Here is a 17,944-nt window from a genome sequence, read left to right as displayed (position 1 = left end):
CTCAGCGCAGGGTGAACGTGGACAGCCGCACACCCCCGCTCAGCACCAGGTACACGCCCGTACGGCCCTTCGCCGCGCCGGTGAGGGCGGCGGTCACCGTCGTGTAGTCGTACGGGGACGCCGTGCCGCCCGTACGAGCGGTGCCGACGAGCGGGCCGGTCGGCGAGCCCAGCCGGACCTCGACCGTGCCGGACGAACCGGCGACGCGCGCGCTGAACTCGGAGGCACCAGAACCCAGTCGGGTGTCCGCGAACTTCAGCCAGGCCCCGTCGGCCGTCGCGCCCACCGCCGTCCCGCGCGCCTTCGACTCGTCGACCAGACGGACGGAACCGGGTGAGTAGTCGTCGAAGTTCTCCGCCCGGGTCACCTTCGTGAGATCCCGGGCCGGGATCGTCTCGCCCCGTACCGCCCATGACGTCCGGGAGCGGATGTCCGAGGACGAGGCACCGACCAGGACGTCGTACGTGCCGCTCTCCACCACCCACTTCGAACGGGTGACGTCCCAGTGCGCGAGGTCCGACGGCCGTACCTTCAGCCGGACCGTCTTCGTCTCGCCCGGCTTCAAGGACACCCTCGCGTACGCCTTCAGCTGCTTCAGGGGCTGCTTGTCCCTCGATGCCCGCTGGTGGGTGTAGAGCTGGACGACCTCGTCGCCCGCCCGCTCGCCCGTGTTCGTGACCGCCACCTCGTAGCCGCCGTCCACCCTCTTCGGCGCGCCGTAGCGGAACGTCGTGTACGACAGGCCGTAGCCGAAGGGATAGAGCGGCCGCCCCTTGAAGTACTGGTAGGTGCGGTCGGACTTGATGATGTCGTAGTCGAGGATCGAGGGGAGGTCCGATGCCGACCGGTACCAGGTCTGGGTGAGGCGGCCCGCCGGGTTCGTGTCGCCGTAGAGGACGTCGGCGAGCGCGTTGCCCGTCTCCTGGCCCGCGTGGGTGGTCCACAGGAGGGCCGGGACCTCCTTCTGGAGGGTGCCGAGGGTGGTCGGGTAGCTGTTCTCCACGATCACGACCGTCTTCGGGTTCGCCGCGCGCACTGCTTTGACCAGGGCCTCCTGTGACGGGGCCAGGCCCATGTCCGTACGGTCGTGGGCCTCGCGGCCGTTGATCGCGGGCATCGAGCCGACCACGACCACCGCCGTGTCCTTGCCCCGCACCGCGGCCACCGCCTCGTCCACGCCGCTGCGGACGACGTCCTTGGCGTAGTGGGCCGCCCCCGACTTCTCGACCAGGCCCAGGGTGCCGTCGGGGCCCGTCGGGCCGAGGTAGACCGGGTTCGACCACCAGGACTCGGTGGTCTCGTATCCGGCGTACCGGAGCAGGTACGTCCCGTCGTCCTGCTGCTCCAGCTCGAACTGCTGCTGCACGTACCAACCGTTGGGCTGGACCTGGTCGTTGACGAAGTTCGACCAGTTGTAGCCGACGTACTTGCCGTTGGCGGCCGAGCGCAGGGTCACGATGCCGGAGCCCCAGTCGAACGCGTCGAACTGGGCCGCCACCCCTGTCTCGGTGCTCTCCTTCAGGGCCCCACCGGCCTGAGACGCGCCCGCCGTCACGTACTTCCCCGTCGCCGTGTCCTTCAGCGCGATGCGGTCGACGCCCTCGCTGCTTCCCACCGGGGTGCCCAGCTTCGAGGCGATGCCGTCGGCAGGTGTGACCGCGTACGGCAGTGTGCCGGAGTACCAGTCCGTGTAGAGGGTGTCGGCGAGCGGGCCGACCACGGCCACGTTCTTCGCCGAGGTCTTCAGGGGCAGTACGCCGTCCTTGTTCTTGAGCAGGACCGCGCTCTCCGCCGCCGCCTCGCGGGCCAGCTGCTGGTGGGCCGGGCTGTTGATGACCGACTGGTCGATCGAGCCGTACGTGCCGCCGTTCGGGTCGAACTCGCCGAGCCGGACGCGGACGGCGAGGAGGTGGGAGACGGCCGTGTCGACGTCCGACTCCTTCAACAGGCCCGTGGCCAAGGCGGACTTGACGGCCGTGGTCGTCGGGGCCGAGTCGCCGTTGTTGTCCGTGAAGCTGTCGATGCCCGCCTTGAGCGCCGCCGCGTCACCCTCGGCGAGGGTGGGGTAGTAGTGCTGGTCTCCGGTGAGATTGCCCGGGGCGAAGGCGTCGGTGACGTTCAGGAGATCTCGGGAGGTCCACGTCCGTACGACGTCGTCCAGGTCCGGGTTCACCGTGTCGGGGCGGCCGTTGACCAGGTTGTACGACGCCATCACGCCCGTCGTCGCGTCCGCTTCCACCGCCGGTCTGAACGCCGCCTCGTCGTACTCGTGCTGGACACGCGGGCGCAGGTCCGAGGACGTGGTCGTACGGTTCACCTCGTTGTTGTTGGCGAGGTAGTGCTTGAGGGTGGGGGCCGTCTTGAGATGGTCGGGGTCGCCGCCGGTCAGGCCCTCGCCGTACGCCGTGGAGATCGAACCGGTCAGGTACGGGTCCTCGGAGTAGCCCTCCTCGTTGCGTCCCCAGCGCGGGTCGCGCAGCAGGTTGACCACGGGCGCCCACAGGTTGAGGCCCCAGCCGTCGGGGCGTTCCTGCTGGAAGCCGCGCGCCTCGTCGCCGACCGCCGAGCCGACCTGCTGGATCAGCGCCGGGTCCCAGGTGGAGGCGAGACCGATCGCCTGCGGGAAGACGGTCGCCCTGCCGAGCCAGGCGACGCCGTGCAGGGCCTCGGTGCCGGTGCGGAAGGACTGGATACCGAGGCGGGGGATCGCGGGCTCGTACTGGTGGAGGAGGGAGATCTTCTCGTCGAGCGTCAGCCTCCCGAGCAGGTCGTTCACGCGTTCGGCGACGGGGAGGCGGGGGTTGCGGAAGGCGTACGCGGGGTCGACCGCCCCCGCGGGAGCGATGGCTGTCAGACCGGCGGTCAGCGCCAGCGCCAGGACGAGGGAGGCCCGCTGTCTTCTCCTGCTTCCTCGGCTTCTCTTGCTTCTCTTGCCTTTCCTCATGTCACGGCTCCTCAAGGGGTGAGCGTGCGCGGTGCGGTACTCGCGCGTTCCGTCAGCCGGGGTGCGAGGAGCGTGGCCTCGGGTACGTCGGTGCCGCCCAGCTTCTTCATCAGCAGCTCCACCGCCCGCGCGCCCACCTCGGTGGACGGGATGGCGACGGAGGTGACGGGGACGCGGACGTTCTCGGCGAGCTCGTCCGGGCAGATCGCGGTGACGGAGAGGTCGACGGGGACGCGCAGACCGAGCTGCTCGAAGGCGTCGATCAGCGGTTCCAGGACGGGTTCGTTGTGCACGACGACGCCGGTGAGCGCCGGCTGTTCGCGCAGGAGCTGTTCGGCGACCCGGCGGGCGGCGGCCGGCGAGGCCTCGCAGGGGTGGACGGAGGACGCCAGTCCGTTCCGGTCGGCGGCGGCGGTGAAGCCCTCCACCACGCGCTGGGCGAACGCCGTCCCCCGTACGTACACCTCGGGCGGCGACCCGACGAGCGCCACGACCCGGTGCCCGAACCCCGCCAGCCGCTCGACGCACAGCTCGCCCGCCGCCTTGAAGTCCAGGTCGATGCAGGTCAGCCCGGCGGGCCCGGCCGGGAACCCGATGAGGACCGAGGGGCGGTCCAGGGCGCGCAGCAGCGGCAGCCTGGGGTCGTGCAACTGGACGTCCATCACGATCAGCGCGTCCACCAGCGCGGTGTCCGCGACCCGCCGCAGCCCCTCCTCGCCCTCCTCCTGCGTCAGCAGCAGGACGTCGTGATCGTGTTGCCGCGCCGCCGTCACCACCGACACCGCGAACTGCATCACCACCGGCACATGGATGCCCGCCCGCAGCGGCACCACCAGCGCCAGGACGTTGGACCGGCTGCTCGCGAGGGCGCGCGCCCCGGCGTGCGGGCGGTAGCCCAGTTCGCGGATGCTGGCCTCGATGCGCTGCCGGGTCTCCTCGGAGATGGGCCGCTTGCCGCTGAGGGCGTAGGAGACGGTACTGGGGGAGACCCCGGCGTGCCGCGCCACATCGGTGATCTTCACCATCAGGCCGGCTCCACCGTGAGGAACCCGGTCCCCGCCTGTGCCCGCGCGGTCCGCTCCCCGGAGGCCAGCCCCCAGGGTGCCGAGGGATCACTGCAGGACGCCCGGAGCGTGTCTCCTTCCCGTACGACGGTGAAGGTCACGTCGCCGACCGGCACGGTCACCTGGGCGCCCCGCTCCAGACCGTACGCCCTGAGCGTGACCCCGTCGGCGTGGACGTAGTCGGGCCGGTCGTCCACCGCGCCCACCGGGATCACCGCGCCCGGCCGCACCAGCAGCGGCACGCTTCTGAAGCCGTGCCGCTCGCGCACCCAGCGCGGACCGGTCACCGTGCGCCCCGTGAGGAAATGGGTCCAGGTGCCGTCCGGGACGTAGTAGGAGACGTCTCCCTCGTCGCTGAAGACGGGCGCGACCAGCAGGTCCGGGCCGAGCATGTACTGCCGTTCCAGGTGCGCGCACCCCGGGTCGTCGGGGAACTCGAGGACCATCGCCCGCATCATCGGCACGCCCTCCGTGTGGGCGGCGCGGGCGGCCTCGTACAGATAGGGCATGAGGCCGAGCTTCAGCCGGGTGAACAGCCGCAGCACGTCCACGGCCTCCTCGTCGAACAGCCACGGCACCCGGTAGGAGGACGAGCCGTGCAGCCGGCTGTGGGAGGAGAGGAGCCCGAAGGCGATCCACCGTTTGAAGAGGGCGGGTGTCGGTGTTCCCTCGAAGCCGCCGATGTCGTGGCTCCAGAACCCGAACCCCGACATGCCGAGGCTCAGCCCGCCGCGCAGCGACTCGGCCATCGACGCGTACGTCGCCTCGCAGTCGCCACCCCAGTGCACCGGGAACTGCTGGCTGCCGGCGGTCGCCGAGCGCGCGAAGACGACGGCCTCCGCCTCGCCCCGGTGCTTGCGCAGCACTTCGAAGACGGTGCGGTTGTAGAGGTAGGTGTAGTAGTTGTGCATGCGTTCCGGGTCGGCGCCGTCGGCGTACGCCACGTCGACGGGGACCCGCTCGCCGAAGTCGGTCTTGAAGCAGTCGACGCCCTGGTCGAGCAGCGCCTCCAGTTTCGAGGCGTACCAGTCGCGGGCGGCCGGGCTGGTGAAGTCGACCAGCGCCATGCCCGGCTGCCACAGGTCCCACTGCCACACACTGCCGTCGGGCTTCCTGAGCAGATGGCCCAGGGCCTTGCCCTCCGCGAAGAGCGGGGAGCGCTGTGCGATGTACGGGTTGATCCACACGCAGATGTGCAGGCCCTTGTCCTTCAGCCGGGTCAGCATGCCTTCCGGGTCGGGGAACACACGCGGGTCCCACTGGAAGTCGCACCAGTTGAACTCGCGCATCCAGAAGCAGTCGAAGTGGAAGACGGAGAGGGGGAGTTCGCGCTCCCGCATCCCGTCGATGAAGGAGGTGACGGTGGCCTCGTCGTAGGACGTGGTGAAGGACGTCGACAGCCACAGGCCGAAGGACCAGGCGGGCGGGAGGGCCGGGCGGCCGGTGAGCCGCGTGTACTTGCGCAGGATGTCCTTCGGGGTCGGCCCGTAGATCACGTAGTACGTCAACTGCTGTGTCTCGGCGCTGAACTGGACCCGGGAGACCGCTTCCGAGGCGACCTCGAAGGAGACACGGCCCGGGTGGTCGACGAAGACCCCGTAGCCCGCGTCCGTCAGATAGAAGGGGACGTTCTTGTACGCCTGTTCCGTCGCCGTACCGCCGTCGGCGTTCCACATGTCCACGACCTGGCCGTTCTTGACGAGCGGGCCGAAGCGCTCGCCGAGGCCGTAGACCTGGGTGCCGACCCCGAGGTTCAGCTGCTCGCGCAGATAATGGGCGCCGGCCGTGTCCCGCATGATGCCCATGCCCTTGGGGCCGCTGGTGGTGAGGACGCGGCCGTGGGCGAGGAAGTCGACGTGCCAGGGGGTGGTGCGGGCGACCCGGACGGACAGGGCGCCCGCGGTGAGGGTCGCGTGCTCGGCGTCGTGCTCCACGGTGGGGGTGCCGTGCTTTCCCGGGCGACATCCACCGGACCCCCGGACGCCCCTGTGCAGCTCGAAGCGGGGGCCGCGCGGTTCCTCGCCCTGGAAGTGCGTGAACGTGACGCCGATGACGTCCGGCATCGGCGCGTGCGCGCTGATCGTCACGACGGGTCCCTTCAGCAGGTCGCCGCGGTGGCGGATGGGCTGGGTCGGCGCGTGGATGTCGAGGGTTCCGTCGGACGCGCTGACGTCGAGGACCTCGACCGGGTGGGCCGCGGTGACGCCCTCGCGCAGCAGCCAGTAGCCGTCGGTGAACTTCACGCCCACACCCCTTACTTGACCGCGCCCACGGCGATGCCGCGGGTCAGGGTCCGCTGGAAGACGAGGAAGAAGACGATCGCGGGGAGCACGCCCAGGAGGGCCGCCGCGTTGGTCATGGTCGCGTCCATCAGGCGCTGGCCCTGGAGGACGCCGAGCGCCACCGACACCGTCTGGTTGTCGTTGGAGATCAGCATGACCAGCGGCAGCAGGAACTCGTTCCAGGTCCAGATGAAGAAGAAGACCAGGAGGACGCCGATGGTGGGGCGGCTGACGGGGACCACGATCCGCCACAGCACCTGCCACTTGTTCGCCCCGTCGATCCGGGCGGCCTCGATGATCTCGCGCGGGAACTGCCCGAGGACGGAGGACAGGAGGTACGTGCCGAAGGCCGCCTGGACGACGGTGAACACGATGATCACGCTGAGCCGGGTGTCGTAGAGGCCCGCCTGCTTGCTCAGGTAGTAGATCGGGTAGACCAGCGCCTCCTGCGGCAGCATGTTCGCCAGCACGAAGAAGGCGAGGACCCAGGTGCGGCCCTTGATGCGGCCGATACCGATCGCGTACGCGTTCAGGACGGACAGCACGGCGGCGCCGATCGCCACCGAGCCCGAGATCAGGATCGAGTTGACGAGCTTCTGGCCGTAGTCGACGCGCTGCCAGAAGTCCTCGATGCCGTCGAGGTAGAGGCCGTGGGGAAGGCCGAGGGGTCCGTTCGACGCGTACTCGGTGGGGGACTTGACCGCGTTGATGGCGACGATGCCGAAGGGCAGCACCATGAACAGGGCCGCGATGATCAGGGCCACGAGGACGGGAAAGCGGCGTACGGCGGTCATGCGCGGAGTCCTTCCTCGGCGTCCTCGGCACGGGTCTGGAGCTTCAGGCCGATCAGGGCGAGTACGAGGATGATCACGGTCAGCACGGTGGAGATCGCGGCGCCGTAGCCGACCTGGGTCTTCTCGAAGAAGGTGGTGAAGGAGAAGTAGGACGGCACGTCGGTCGCGCCGCCGGGACCGCCCTTGGTCAGGACGTACACCGCGCCGAACACCTTGAGCGCGGCGATCGTGCACCAGAGGAGGACGACGTGGATCTCCGGGCGGATCTGCGGCAGCGTGATGTGCCAGAAGCGGCGCCACCAGCCCGCGCCGTCCAGCTCCGCCGCCTCGTACAGCTGCGGGTCGACGCGTTGCAGCCCCGCCATGAAGACGACCAGCGGGAAGCCGATCTGCACCCACACCATCACGCCCATGACGCTGTAGAGGGCGAGGTCGGGGTCGCCGAGCCAGTCCCGCTGGAGCGAGCCGAGGCCCACCGCCTTCAGGAGTGCGTTCAGGGAGCCGTTGTCGGGGGCGAGGATCCAGCTCCATACGATGCCGGCGACGGCGATGGGCAGGACCTGGGGGAGGTAGAAACAGGCGCGCAGGACGGCGGCGATCTTCGTGCCGAAGTGCTTGCCGACGAAGTCGAAGAGGGCGGCGGCCAGCACGAGCCCGAGGACGGTCGGTACGGCGGCCATGGCGACGACCATGAACAGGCTGTGCCGGAAGGACGCCCAGAACTCGGAGTCGTCCATCAGCTCGCGGTAGTTGGCGAGCCCCGACCACTTCGGCGAGCCGACGCCCTGCCAGTCGGTGAAGCTCACGCCGGTGTTCATCAGGAACGGCACGACGATCACGGCGAGGAAGGCGAGGACGCCGGGGAGCAGGAAGAGGGCGTAGGAGGAGTGGGGGCGGCGCGGGCGGTCCGTGCGGCTGTGCTGCCGCCGGACCACCTCGCCGCCCCGTTCGACGGTGGCCGTCATGTCTTCGGCGCGCCCTTGTCGTACGCCGCCTGCAGCGCGCTCAGGTAGGCGTCCGGCTTCTCGCTGCCCGTGATCAGCTTCTGGGTCTCGGAGACGAGGACGTCGTAGAAGCCGGCGACCGGCCAGTCCGGGTAGAAGGCCAGACCGTCCTTGCCGGAGAGCGTGTTGAAGTCGGCGATCAGGGTCTTGGCCTTCGGGTCGGTGATGGCGGCGGTGTCGGCGCCCACCGGGACCCCGCCGTTGTTGCCCAGCAGGTTCTGGATCTTCTGCGACATGGTGATGTCGATGAAGTCGTAGGCGAGGTCCTTGTTCTTGGCGCCCTTGGGGACGACCCAGAGGTTGCCGCCGGAGCCGAGGGTGAGGTTGCTGCCGGGCCAGAGGAAGGTGCCCCAGCCGAACTTGTTCTCCGTCTGGAAGCGCCCGTACCACCAGCTGCCGCTGAACAGGATCGGGCTCTTGCCCTGGATGAAGGAGACGCCCGCGTCCTCGGCCTTGAGCGAGGTGGACTTCTTGCTGATGTAGCCCTTCTTCACCCAGTCGGCGAAGGTCGTGGCGGCGTAGGTCCAGGCGGCGTCGTGGAAGTCCGTCTTGCCCTTGTAGAGCTCGTACTTGTCGACCCACGAGCGGTCGGCCTTGGAGAGCGCGAGCTGGTACAGGTACTGCTGGGCCATGTACTCGGCGCCCGCGTTCGCCAGCGGGGTGATGCCCTTCGACACGAACGTGTCCATGGCGGCGGTGAGCTGGTCGAGGGTGGTGGGCTCCGCGATGCCGTACTGCTTGAAGAGGTCCTTGTTGTAGAACACCATCGTGTACTCGGCGTAGTTGGGCACGCCGTACCACTTGCCGGAGCCCATGACCCCGCCTGCGTCGTACTGGCTGGTGGTGCGCACGCCCGCGCTGAGCTTCTTGTCCCAGCCGCGCTGGGTCGCCTCGGCGGTCAGATCGGTGAGCAGCCCCTGCTTGGAGAGCAGCCCGGCCGTCGCGTTGCCCTTGTTGTACTCCATGATGTCGGGCGCGTCGTTCGAGTTGAGGACCATCGGGGCCGTCTTCTGGATCTGCTCGAAGCCCTTCTCCTCGAACTTCACCTTGACGCCGGGATGCTTCGCCTCGAACTCCTTGATGGCCTCGTTCCAGGCCACGGCCATCGCGCTGTCCGGCCCTTCGTAGTGCCACAGCTTCAGCGTCCTGCCGTCCGAGGAACCGCTGTCCGAGCCGCCGCAGGACGCCAGCAGCAGGGAGCCCGCCAGGGCCACCGCCGCCGTCGCCACCGCACGCCTTCGTGTCGTCGACATCCATTGCCTCCGGGGGAGTTGGATGGGTTTCGGGACCGTCACGCAGCGTTCGTCGAATCGTTTCGATGCGTGACGTCGAAGCGCTTCGACGGGGGAAGGTATGTGGGGGTCCCGGGTGCGTCAATGGGGTGCGTCGGAATTGGGGCCGAGGGATTGGCGGCGGTTCGGCGGGTCGGACGCCGGTGGGATCGTGAGGGAGATCGCGAGCGCGCTTCCCGCCGCCGCGACCGGCACCCCGTACCCCGCCGTCGCCGAGAGGTGTTCGACCAGCCAGCCGCCGGTCGCCGAGCCGCAGGCGATCCCGCCGAGCAGGCCCGTCACCGCGAGGGTCATGCCCTCGTTCAACCGGCCTTCGGGAGTGCGCCGCTGGACGAGGGCCATGCCGGTGACCATGGTCGGCGCGGTCGCGGCCCCGGCGAGCAGCAGTGCGCCCGCGAGGGCCGGGAGCGAGCCGGTCAGGGAGGCCGCGAGCAGGGGGAGGGTCATGAGGGCCGTCATGACGGCGAGGCACGACGGATGGCGCCGCTCGGCCGGACCGGCAGGCTTCCGCGCCCCGTACAGCAGCCCCGCCACGCACGACCCGGCCGCCTGGAAGGCGAGCACCGCGCCCGCCGCCGACCGATGGCCCTGCGCGTCCGCGAAGGCGATCGTGACGACCTCCATCGAACCGAAGACGGCACCGGTGGCGAGGAAACAGAGGAGCAGGGGCGGCATTCCGGCGGCCAGGAGAGGGGACTTGGAGGGCGTACGGGGCTGGGGCGGCGGCTCCGTCGAACGCTGGGCGGCGAAGATCAGCACGCCGGTCATCATCAGCACGCCGCCCACCAGCGTGCCCGCCTCCGGGAAGAACGTCCCGCACAGGAAGGCCGCGCACACCGGGCCCAGCATGAAACACAGCTCGTCCGCGGCCTGTTCGAAGGAGTTCGCGGTGTGCGCGGCGGCCGGGTCGTCCCGCAGGAGGTGGGCCCAGCGGGCGCGTGACATGCCGCCCGTGTTGGGGGTGGTGGCCGTGGCGGCGTACGCGGCGAACAGGGTCCAGTCCGGCGCCCCGAAGCGCACGCACAGCAGCAGCGCGACGCTTCCCAGCAGGGCGAAGGCCGTGGCCGGCACCGCGATCCGGGCCTGACCGTGGCGGTCGACGAGCCGTGCGGTCCAGGGTGCGACCAGCGCGGTCGCCGCGAGGCCGGTCGCCGTCACGGCACCGGCGAGGGCGTACGAGCCGCGCGAGCCGGCGATCATGATCACCGCGCTGACGCTGAACATCCCCATGGGGAGCCGGGCGAGCAGGTTCCCGACGGTGAAGGCGCGGGTGCCGGGGATGGTGAAGAGGCGGTGGTACGGGGTGGTCCGGCGGTGCGGGGCCTTCGGGCGGCGTGGGGCCTGCCGGCGACGGGGGTGGAAGTCGGCGATCACCAGGCTGTCGCCGGTGGCGGTGAGCAGGAGCGGGAACGCGTGCTCGGAGGGCTGTTGCGGCATGGGGCAACCGTCGCCGGGTGTGGGGTGGACGGTCCAACACCTACTCCGTGGCCATTGACGCACCTGCGTTGTAAGTTCGCGTGATGCCTGCCCCTGTCGACCGCTTTCCCGACCGCTCTCCCGGCTTCTCTTCCGGTCTCCCTCACCGCCATCTCGACCCCCGGCTCCTGCGCGGGTTCCTCGTCGTCGCCGAGGAGTTGCACTTCACGCGGGCCGCCGCCCGGCTGTACGTCGCCCAACAGGCCCTCAGCCGTGACATCCGGCGACTTGAGCGCGAACTCGGGGCGGAGCTGTTCGTGCGCACGACCCGGCAGGTGACGCCGACCGCCGACGGTGAGCGACTGGTGCCGTACGCGCGGCGGGTGCTGGAGGCGCAGGACGCGCTGCTGGCCGCGTTCGCGGGGGACGGACCGGAGCGGCCGCTGCTCGTCGACGTCAACTCCCCGGGCCTCGTCTCCGGCCGTGTCCTGGACCGGGCCCGTGCGCTCGCGCCCGAGTGCGAGCTGATGGCCCGCTTCGAGAGCGGGCTCACCGGCGCGGCGGGGGAGATCCTCGCGGGGCGCCTGGACGTGTCGTTCGGACGGTTCGCGGGGCTCGATCCGGCGGTCCGGGCGCGACTCGAACAGCAGCCCGTACGGTACGAGCCGATGGCCGTCGTGCTGCCCGAGGACCATCACCTCGCCGGCCTGGACGCGGTGCCGCTCGACGCGCTCGCGGGCGAGACGGTGTACGCCGGGGCGGGGAATCCGCGGACGCGGGAGTGGACCGACTTGGCGCTTCACCTTTTCGAGGGACGCGGTATCGCGCTGGCGCCCCCTGCGCCGGTGGCTGTCGGAGCCGATGAGTTCCGGCGGGTCATGGCCAAGAAGCGGAATCCTGTCCTCGCTGTGGTGGATTTTCCGGCCATGTCTGAAACCGTGCGGAAACCGCTTGTTGGACCTGTTCCGTTGTCACCCGTGTCGCTGGTGTGGCGAAAGGGGCTGGTGCACCCCGGGATCGATGCCCTTCGGCGAGCCGCCGGGGAGCTGGCTGCTGAGGAGGGGTGGCTGCGGCGCCCTGTGGACGGTTGGATTCCGGCCAGTGATGAGCTGGTGATGGCGGGGCAGGATTGACGCATAAACACACGGGTCTTCCACATGCGCTACATTCATGGTCCGGGTGCAGTGTGGTAAAGGGGGGCGCTCGGGGCGGGTGGGGGCTCGTTCCGAACGACATATACGTAATGCCCGGAGTCGTGCGCGCACCCGAAACCTGTCCCTGGGGGGATGTGCGTGCACGTGGAGAAGTGGCGAAAAGACGCCCAACCTGATCATCGAGATGACGATCAGGTGGACGGGCGTGGAACCGGGGAGTCGGCCGCGCCGACCGCCCCGGCGGGGTCCGGAGAGTCGGTGGTGTGGCCCGAGGCCGCCCGTGCGACGTCGACGTGGCCCCAGATCGTGGGCGCCGCCGCCGTGGGGCTCGCCGCGGAAGCGGAATCCGACACCGATGTCGAACGCGGTGTCGAAAGAGAGCCTGGAGCTGGCGGCGAAGACCGACCGGGCGCCGATACGAGAACCGGCGCGGAACGTGGATCGGGTGCGGAACGTGGATCGGGCGCAGAGGGTGCGTTCGGCGCGGGCCGGTTGCCGGGTGCGGGCCGGTCGTCCGGTGTCGGTGGTCGGGCCGGCGTTGCGCGACGGTTCGATGTGGACCGTCGGGTGAGCGCGGACGACGACGCGCCCGCCGACCGCCCCGGCGCGGAGCGCCATGACGAGGCAAACCATGGAGAAGAGGTTGCCCTGGGGGCCGGGCTGGCCGGCCGGGCCGGGGCGGTTCGCCGTGCTGGGTCGGACCGTCGTGCCGGGGTTACCGATGTGGCGGTCGGGTCGGACGGTGTTGCCGGGGTGCCCGACCGGACCGCCGGGCCGGACGACCTTGCAGGTGTGCCCGATCAGCCCGCCGGGCCGCGTGACCGTGCCGGAACGGATCTGCGCGCCGGGGTGCCCGACAAGCCCGCCGGGCCCCACGATCGGGCCGGGGTGGATCGGCGCGCTGAGGCGCCCGACGAGCCTGCGGGTCCGCGTGACCGCATTGCACCGGATCAACTCGCCGGGGTGCCCAACCAGCCCGCCGGACCGCGTGACCGTGCCGGAACGGATCTGCGCGCCGGGGTGCCCGACAAGCCCGCCGGGCCCCACGATCGGGCCGGGGTGGATCGGCGCGCCGAGGCGCCCGACGAGCCTGCGGGTCCGCGGGACCGCGTCGCACCGGATCAACTCGCCGGGGTGCCCGACCAGCCCGCCGGGCCTCGCGACCGTGCCGGAGCCGATCGACGCGTCGGCAAGGACGATCGGCCGGCCACGGGTGGCTGGCCGGACGCGCGCAGGCGTCCCGACACCCTCGGCCGATCCGACACCTTCGGTCGACCCGAGACCTTCGGTCGACCCGAGACCTTCGGTCGACCTGATACCCCCGGTCGACCCGACACCCTCGGTCGACCCGACACCCCCAGCCGATCCGACACGGTCGGTCGATCCGACACGCCCAGTCGGCCCGAGAGGGGAGGCTGGCCGGTTGTGGATCGTAGGGCGGACACGCTCGGTCGGGGCCATGTGGACGGTCGGCCGACCGTGGGTCGTGGGGCCGACGCGCCCGGCGGGTCCGCTGCCGCGTCCTGGGAGCAGTCCGGTGAGCCGGGACACACCCACGATCCGCACGAGGTGACGGTTCAACTCGACGGAGTCGGACGGCGGAAGACGGAGGACTGGCTGGTTCAGCAGGCCAAGGACGCCCCGGGCGTCCAGGACGGCTCGGACGGCCCGGTGTTCGTCGACGAGTCCGGCCGCCGCAGCCGCAGGTTCCGCCGACTCGGCATCCTCGTCGGCATCGCCTGCGCGGTGTACGCCGTCGTCATCGTCGCCACCCTCCTGTCCGGCAACTCCAACGCGCCCTGGCTGCCGGTGCCCGGCCAGCAGGACGACATGCCGGCCGGGAAGGTCGACACCTCGCCGCTGCCCACCGACTCGGTGTCGCCGTCCGGTTCGAGCAGCGCCGCGCCCGGCGCGAGCGCCTCGGCGAGCGACGGTACGGCCCCCGCACCGGGCGTCAGCCCGACACCGGGCGCCTCCGCGAGCGCCACCGCCCCGGGCACGTCCGCGGACCCGAAGCCCTCGACGTCCGCCACCACCAGGCCGAAACCGAGCACCAGCGCCACCAAGGACCCCGTCACCCCACCGTCCCTCCCGGTGTCCGGCTCGCCCGACCCCAGCCCCTCCGAGGACGGCGCCGCCTCGCCGAGCCCCTCGGAGAGCACGGTCGGCGCCGGCGGCACCGGCACGGTCGCCGACAGCCCCGTAGAACCGGGCCCCATCGCCTCCGAGCCCGGCATCACCAGCTCCTCGTCCCCGGAGAACCCGGTGAGCCCGGCGACCCCGCAGAACCTGGAGAACATCCTCTGATGGCATCCCGTACCAACGCGCACGGGCCCGCTCCCCGTGCGCGGCGTCCGGCACCCGATGTCCGGCGCCGACGGCTGCCCATGCGCTGGCTGCTGCCCTCGCTGCTCCTCGTCGCCATGCTGGCGATGCTGATGCTGCGCGGCTATGTGCACAGCGAGATCCTCGCCGACCACCGCATCCAGCCCGAGGCCGCCACCGACAAGGTGCCGGACAAGATCCTCGACGGCGGCCCGGTCATCGACACCCGCGGCGGCCGCACGAACAGCCTGACCGTCCCCGACCACCGGCTCGTCCTCACCTTCGACGACGGCCCGGACCCCACCTGGACACCCAAGGTCCTCGACGTCCTGAAGAAGCACCACGCCCACGCCGTCTTCTTCGTCACCGGCACCATGACCTCGCGCTATCCGGAGCTGGTGAAGCGCATGGTCGAGGAGGGCCACGAGGTCGGCCTGCACACCTTCAACCACCCCGACCTCTCCTTCCAGTCCACGAAGCGCATCGACTGGGAGCTCTCCCAGAACCAGCTGGCGCTGGCCGGCGCGGCGGGCATCCGCACCTCGCTCTTCCGGCCCCCGTACTCGTCCTTCGCGGACGCCATGGACAACAAGTCCTGGCCGGTGACGCAGTACATCGGTACGCGCGGTTACATCACCGTCGTCAACAACACCGACAGCGAGGACTGGCAGAAGCCCGGCGTCGACCGGATCATCCGCAACGCCACGCCCAAGGGCGGCAAGGGCGCGATCGTCCTGATGCACGACTCCGGCGGCGACCGCCACCAGACCGTGCAGGCGCTGGACAGGTTCGTGCCGGAGCTCCAGGAGCGCGGGTACCGGTTCCAGAACCTCACCGAGGCCCTCGACGCACCCAGCGCGCACACCCAGGTCACCGGCCTCGAACTGTGGAAGGGCAAGTCCTGGGTCTACCTGGTGCGCGCCTCCGACAACGTCACCGACGTCCTGGTCGTCGGCATCGCGATCATCGGCGTACTCGTCTTCACCCGCTTCGGCATGATGCTCCTGCTCTCCGCCCTGCACGCCCGCCGGGTGCGGCGCAAGGACTTCCGCTGGGGTCCGGCGCCGGTCACCGAACCGGTGTCGGTGCTCGTGCCGGCGTACAACGAGGCCAAGTGCATAGAGAACACGGTCCGTTCCCTGATGGCGAGCGAACACCCCGTCGAAGTGCTCGTCGTCGACGACGGTTCGAGCGACGGCACGGCGCGGATCGTCGAGGACCTGCTGCTGCCGAACGTCCGCGTCGTGCGCCAGCACAACGCGGGCAAGCCCGCGGCCCTCAACCGGGGCCTGGCCAACGCCCGTCACGACATCGTCGTGATGATGGACGGCGACACGGTCTTCGAACCGTCCACCGTCCGTGAACTCGTCCAGCCGTTCGCCGACCCGAGCGTCGGCGCGGTCGCGGGCAACGCGAAGGTCGGCAACCGCGACTCCCTCATCGGGGCCTGGCAGCACATCGAGTACGTGATGGGCTTCAACCTCGACCGCCGGATGTACGACATCCTCGGCTGCATGCCGACCATCCCCGGCGCGGTCGGCGCCTTCCGCCGCTCCGCGCTGGAGCGGGTCGGCGGCATGAGCGACGACACGCTCGCCGAGGACACCGACATCACGATGGCCCTGCACCGCGACGGCTGGCGGGTCGTCTACGCGGAGAAGGCACGCGCGTGGACGGAGGCGCCGGAGTCCGTCCAGCAGCTCTGGTCCCAGCGCTACCGCTGGTCGTACGGCACGATGCAGGCGATCTGGAAGCACCGCAGAGCGCTCGTCGAACGGGGCCCGTCGGGCCGCTTCGGCCGGGTGGGCCTGCCGCTGGTCTCGCTGTTCATGGTCCTGGCCCCGCTGCTGGCCCCGCTGATCGACGTCTTCCTGCTGTACGGGCTCGTCTTCGGCCCGACGCAGAAGACGGTCCTCGCGTGGCTGGGCGTCCTCGCCGTCCAGGCGGCCTGCGCGGCGTACGCCTTCCGCTTGGACCGTGAGCGTATGAGGTACCTCATCTCGCTCCCGCTCCAGCAGATCCTCTACAGGCAGTTGATGTACATGGTCCTCCTCCAGTCCTGGATCACCGCGCTCACCGGAGGCCGGCTGCGCTGGCAGAAGCTGCGGCGCACGGGCGTCGTGGAGGCTCCGGGAGCGATCCCGCGGCAGCGGACGGCACAGAGCGGGAACGATCGGAGGCCGGTCGCGTGACCACGCACGAGTACATGGCGGGTGCGACGCCGCCGCTGGGATCGGCCCGGGTCCACCCCGAACCGGCACCATCGCCGACATCCGCGCCGACCCCCTCCCCGACACCCACCGCGCAGTCCGCTCCCGCGCCCAAGAAGCCAGGCCGTGACCGCTACCTCGACCTGCTGCGCTCGATCGCCCTGGTCCGTGTGGTCGTCTACCACCTCTTCGGTTGGGCGTGGCTGACGGTCCTCTTCCCCTCCATGGGCGTGATGTTCGCGCTGGCCGGCTCGCTGATGGCCCGCTCGCTCGGCCGCCCGGCCCTCGGTGTGATCCGCGGCCGCATCCGCCGCCTCCTGCCGCCCCTGTGGGCGTTCAGCGCGGTGGCACTCGCGTTGATGTTCGCGGGCGGCTGGAACGTGCTGAAGGACCCGGACAACGGCGGCACCTGGGGCCTCGTCAAGCTGATCGACTACGTCATTCCGATCGGCGCCCCGCCCTTCCCCTGGCACATCGGCTCCAAGTCCGGCCTGCTGGAGGACACCTGGGCGGTCCAGGCGACGGGCCCGCTCTGGTACCTGCGCGCCTATCTGTGGTTCGTGATCGCCTCGCCCCTGCTGCTGTGGGCCTTCCGCAGGGTGCCCTGGGCGACGCTGCTGGCCCCCCTCGCCCTGACGGCGGTCCTCGGCACCGGCCTGGTCACCATCCCCGGCGAGACGGGCAACGCGATCTCCGACTTCACGGTCTACGGCGGCTGCTGGGTCCTGGGCTTCGCCCACCACGAGGGCGTCCTGCAACAGGTCCCCCGCTATCTGGCGGTCTCCTGCTCGGCCCTGCTCATGTCCTTCGGCCTGTGGTGGGCCTCGGGACACCTGGGCCCCGACGGCTGGGACCTGAACGACATCCCCCTCGCCCAGGCGGCCTGGTCCTTCGGCTTCGTGGTCATCCTGCTCCAGTACTCCCCGTCCTGGCAGGAACTCCCCGGCCGGCTGGCCCGCTGGGACAAGCTGATCACCCTGTCCAACAACCGGGCCGTCACGATCTACCTCTGGCACAACATGCTGATCATGGCCACGGTCCCGATCATCGACCAGGCCTACAGCCTCCCGTTCATGCACAGCGACAGCGCGGTGGCCGCGCTCGACTCCTCGTACATGGTGTGGATGTTCCTCCTGGTCTGGCCCCTCATCGGCCTGACGATCCTGGCCTTCGGCTGGATCGAGGACATCGCCGCCCAGCGCAGTCCGAGGCTGTGGCCCGACGGCGCGAAGAGGAAGAACGGCGTGAAGAGGAAGAAGGGCGCCTCGCGGGGGAGCCACCGGGTCTAGACGCAGGCAGGGGGGCGACGGCACCCCGGACGTCCTCACCGTCGCCCCCTCGCTCGCGTGAGAGCAACGTTCCTTTCCGGTCACTCACAGCCACAGCGTCGAAACGCGTCCTCCCTACCTTCGGGACTCAGTCAGTCGTTGTACGACACCTGGGCACCGCACCGGAGAAC

The 17,944-nt window shown here is 70.4% G+C and carries 11 protein-coding genes; 4 read left to right on the top strand and 7 right to left on the bottom strand.

The window, feature by feature from the left end; genetic code table 11:
- Position 1: 1 nt before the first annotated feature.
- From ACZ7M3_RS23410 to ACZ7M3_RS23380, 7 genes are all read right to left on the bottom strand, one after another.
- Positions 2-2,944, bottom strand: coding sequence for a glycoside hydrolase family 3 protein (locus ACZ7M3_RS23410; RefSeq protein WP_472065552.1), 2,943 nt, complete (start codon positions 2,942-2,944; stop codon positions 2-4).
- 11 nt (positions 2,945-2,955) lie between these two features.
- Positions 2,956-3,969: a LacI family DNA-binding transcriptional regulator gene (locus tag ACZ7M3_RS23405; RefSeq protein ID WP_099941650.1), complete on the bottom strand. Its 1,014-nt coding sequence runs from the start codon at positions 3,967-3,969 to the stop codon at positions 2,956-2,958.
- A complete protein-coding gene (yicI, locus tag ACZ7M3_RS23400; protein ID WP_472065551.1) occupies positions 3,969-6,251 on the bottom strand; it encodes an alpha-xylosidase in 2,283 nt (760 codons plus the stop codon). The genes ACZ7M3_RS23405 and yicI overlap by 1 nt, the downstream gene beginning before the upstream one ends.
- A gap of 11 nt (positions 6,252-6,262) precedes the next feature.
- Entirely contained in the window at positions 6,263-7,084 is an 822-nt protein-coding gene (locus ACZ7M3_RS23395) for a carbohydrate ABC transporter permease (RefSeq protein ID WP_472065550.1), read from the bottom strand.
- Positions 7,081-8,049, bottom strand: a complete 969-nt coding sequence (locus ACZ7M3_RS23390; RefSeq protein ID WP_472065549.1) for a carbohydrate ABC transporter permease — start codon at positions 8,047-8,049, stop codon at positions 7,081-7,083. Before ACZ7M3_RS23390 ends, ACZ7M3_RS23395 begins: the two co-directional genes overlap by 4 nt.
- Entirely contained in the window at positions 8,046-9,341 is a 1,296-nt protein-coding gene (locus tag ACZ7M3_RS23385) for an ABC transporter substrate-binding protein (RefSeq protein ID WP_472065548.1), read from the bottom strand. Before ACZ7M3_RS23385 ends, ACZ7M3_RS23390 begins: the two co-directional genes overlap by 4 nt.
- Before the next feature lie 120 nt (positions 9,342-9,461).
- Entirely contained in the window at positions 9,462-10,817 is a 1,356-nt protein-coding gene (locus ACZ7M3_RS23380) for an MFS transporter (RefSeq protein ID WP_472065547.1), read from the bottom strand.
- Positions 10,818-10,900: 83 nt separating this feature from the next.
- Between ACZ7M3_RS23380 and ACZ7M3_RS23375 the strand changes: the two genes are divergently transcribed.
- The 4 genes from ACZ7M3_RS23375 to ACZ7M3_RS23360 all read left to right on the top strand — a co-directional run bounded on the left by ACZ7M3_RS23375 (position 10,901) and on the right by ACZ7M3_RS23360 (position 17,774).
- Positions 10,901-11,929: a LysR family transcriptional regulator gene (locus tag ACZ7M3_RS23375; RefSeq protein ID WP_472065546.1), complete on the top strand. Its 1,029-nt coding sequence runs from the start codon at positions 10,901-10,903 to the stop codon at positions 11,927-11,929.
- A gap of 1,500 nt (positions 11,930-13,429) precedes the next feature.
- Positions 13,430-14,257: a hypothetical protein gene (locus ACZ7M3_RS23370; RefSeq protein ID WP_472065545.1), complete on the top strand. Its 828-nt coding sequence runs from the start codon at positions 13,430-13,432 to the stop codon at positions 14,255-14,257.
- Positions 14,257-16,467, top strand: a complete 2,211-nt coding sequence (locus tag ACZ7M3_RS23365; RefSeq protein ID WP_472065544.1) for a glycosyltransferase — start codon at positions 14,257-14,259, stop codon at positions 16,465-16,467. Before ACZ7M3_RS23370 ends, ACZ7M3_RS23365 begins: the two co-directional genes overlap by 1 nt.
- A 14-nt stretch (positions 16,468-16,481) precedes the next feature.
- Complete coding sequence (locus ACZ7M3_RS23360; RefSeq protein ID WP_472065605.1) at positions 16,482-17,774, top strand: acyltransferase family protein; 1,293 nt, start codon at positions 16,482-16,484, stop codon at positions 17,772-17,774.
- Positions 17,775-17,944 lie beyond the last annotated feature (170 nt).

This window comes from Streptomyces sp. NPDC111656, assembly GCF_055656965.1.
Note: the sequence above shows the minus strand (reverse complement) of the source record. Positions and strands in the feature narration are given on the sequence as shown.

Excerpts from the sequence above, each read along its gene's own strand:
- ACZ7M3_RS23410 (WP_472065552.1), bottom strand. The coding sequence starts at position 2,944 with ATGAGGAAAGGCAAGAGAAGCAAGAGAAGCCGAGGAAGCAGGAGAAGA.
- ACZ7M3_RS23405 (WP_099941650.1), bottom strand. The coding sequence starts at position 3,969 with ATGGTGAAGATCACCGATGTGGCGCGGCACGCCGGGGTCTCCCCCAGT.
- ACZ7M3_RS23395 (WP_472065550.1), bottom strand. The coding sequence starts at position 7,084 with ATGACCGCCGTACGCCGCTTTCCCGTCCTCGTGGCCCTGATCATCGCG.
- ACZ7M3_RS23390 (WP_472065549.1), bottom strand. The coding sequence starts at position 8,049 with ATGACGGCCACCGTCGAACGGGGCGGCGAGGTGGTCCGGCGGCAGCAC.
- ACZ7M3_RS23385 (WP_472065548.1), bottom strand. The coding sequence starts at position 9,341 with ATGTCGACGACACGAAGGCGTGCGGTGGCGACGGCGGCGGTGGCCCTG.
- ACZ7M3_RS23380 (WP_472065547.1), bottom strand. The coding sequence starts at position 10,817 with ATGCCGCAACAGCCCTCCGAGCACGCGTTCCCGCTCCTGCTCACCGCC.
- ACZ7M3_RS23375 (WP_472065546.1), top strand. The coding sequence starts at position 10,901 with ATGCCTGCCCCTGTCGACCGCTTTCCCGACCGCTCTCCCGGCTTCTCT.
- ACZ7M3_RS23365 (WP_472065544.1), top strand. The coding sequence starts at position 14,257 with ATGGCATCCCGTACCAACGCGCACGGGCCCGCTCCCCGTGCGCGGCGT.
- ACZ7M3_RS23360 (WP_472065605.1), top strand. The coding sequence starts at position 16,482 with ATGGCGGGTGCGACGCCGCCGCTGGGATCGGCCCGGGTCCACCCCGAA.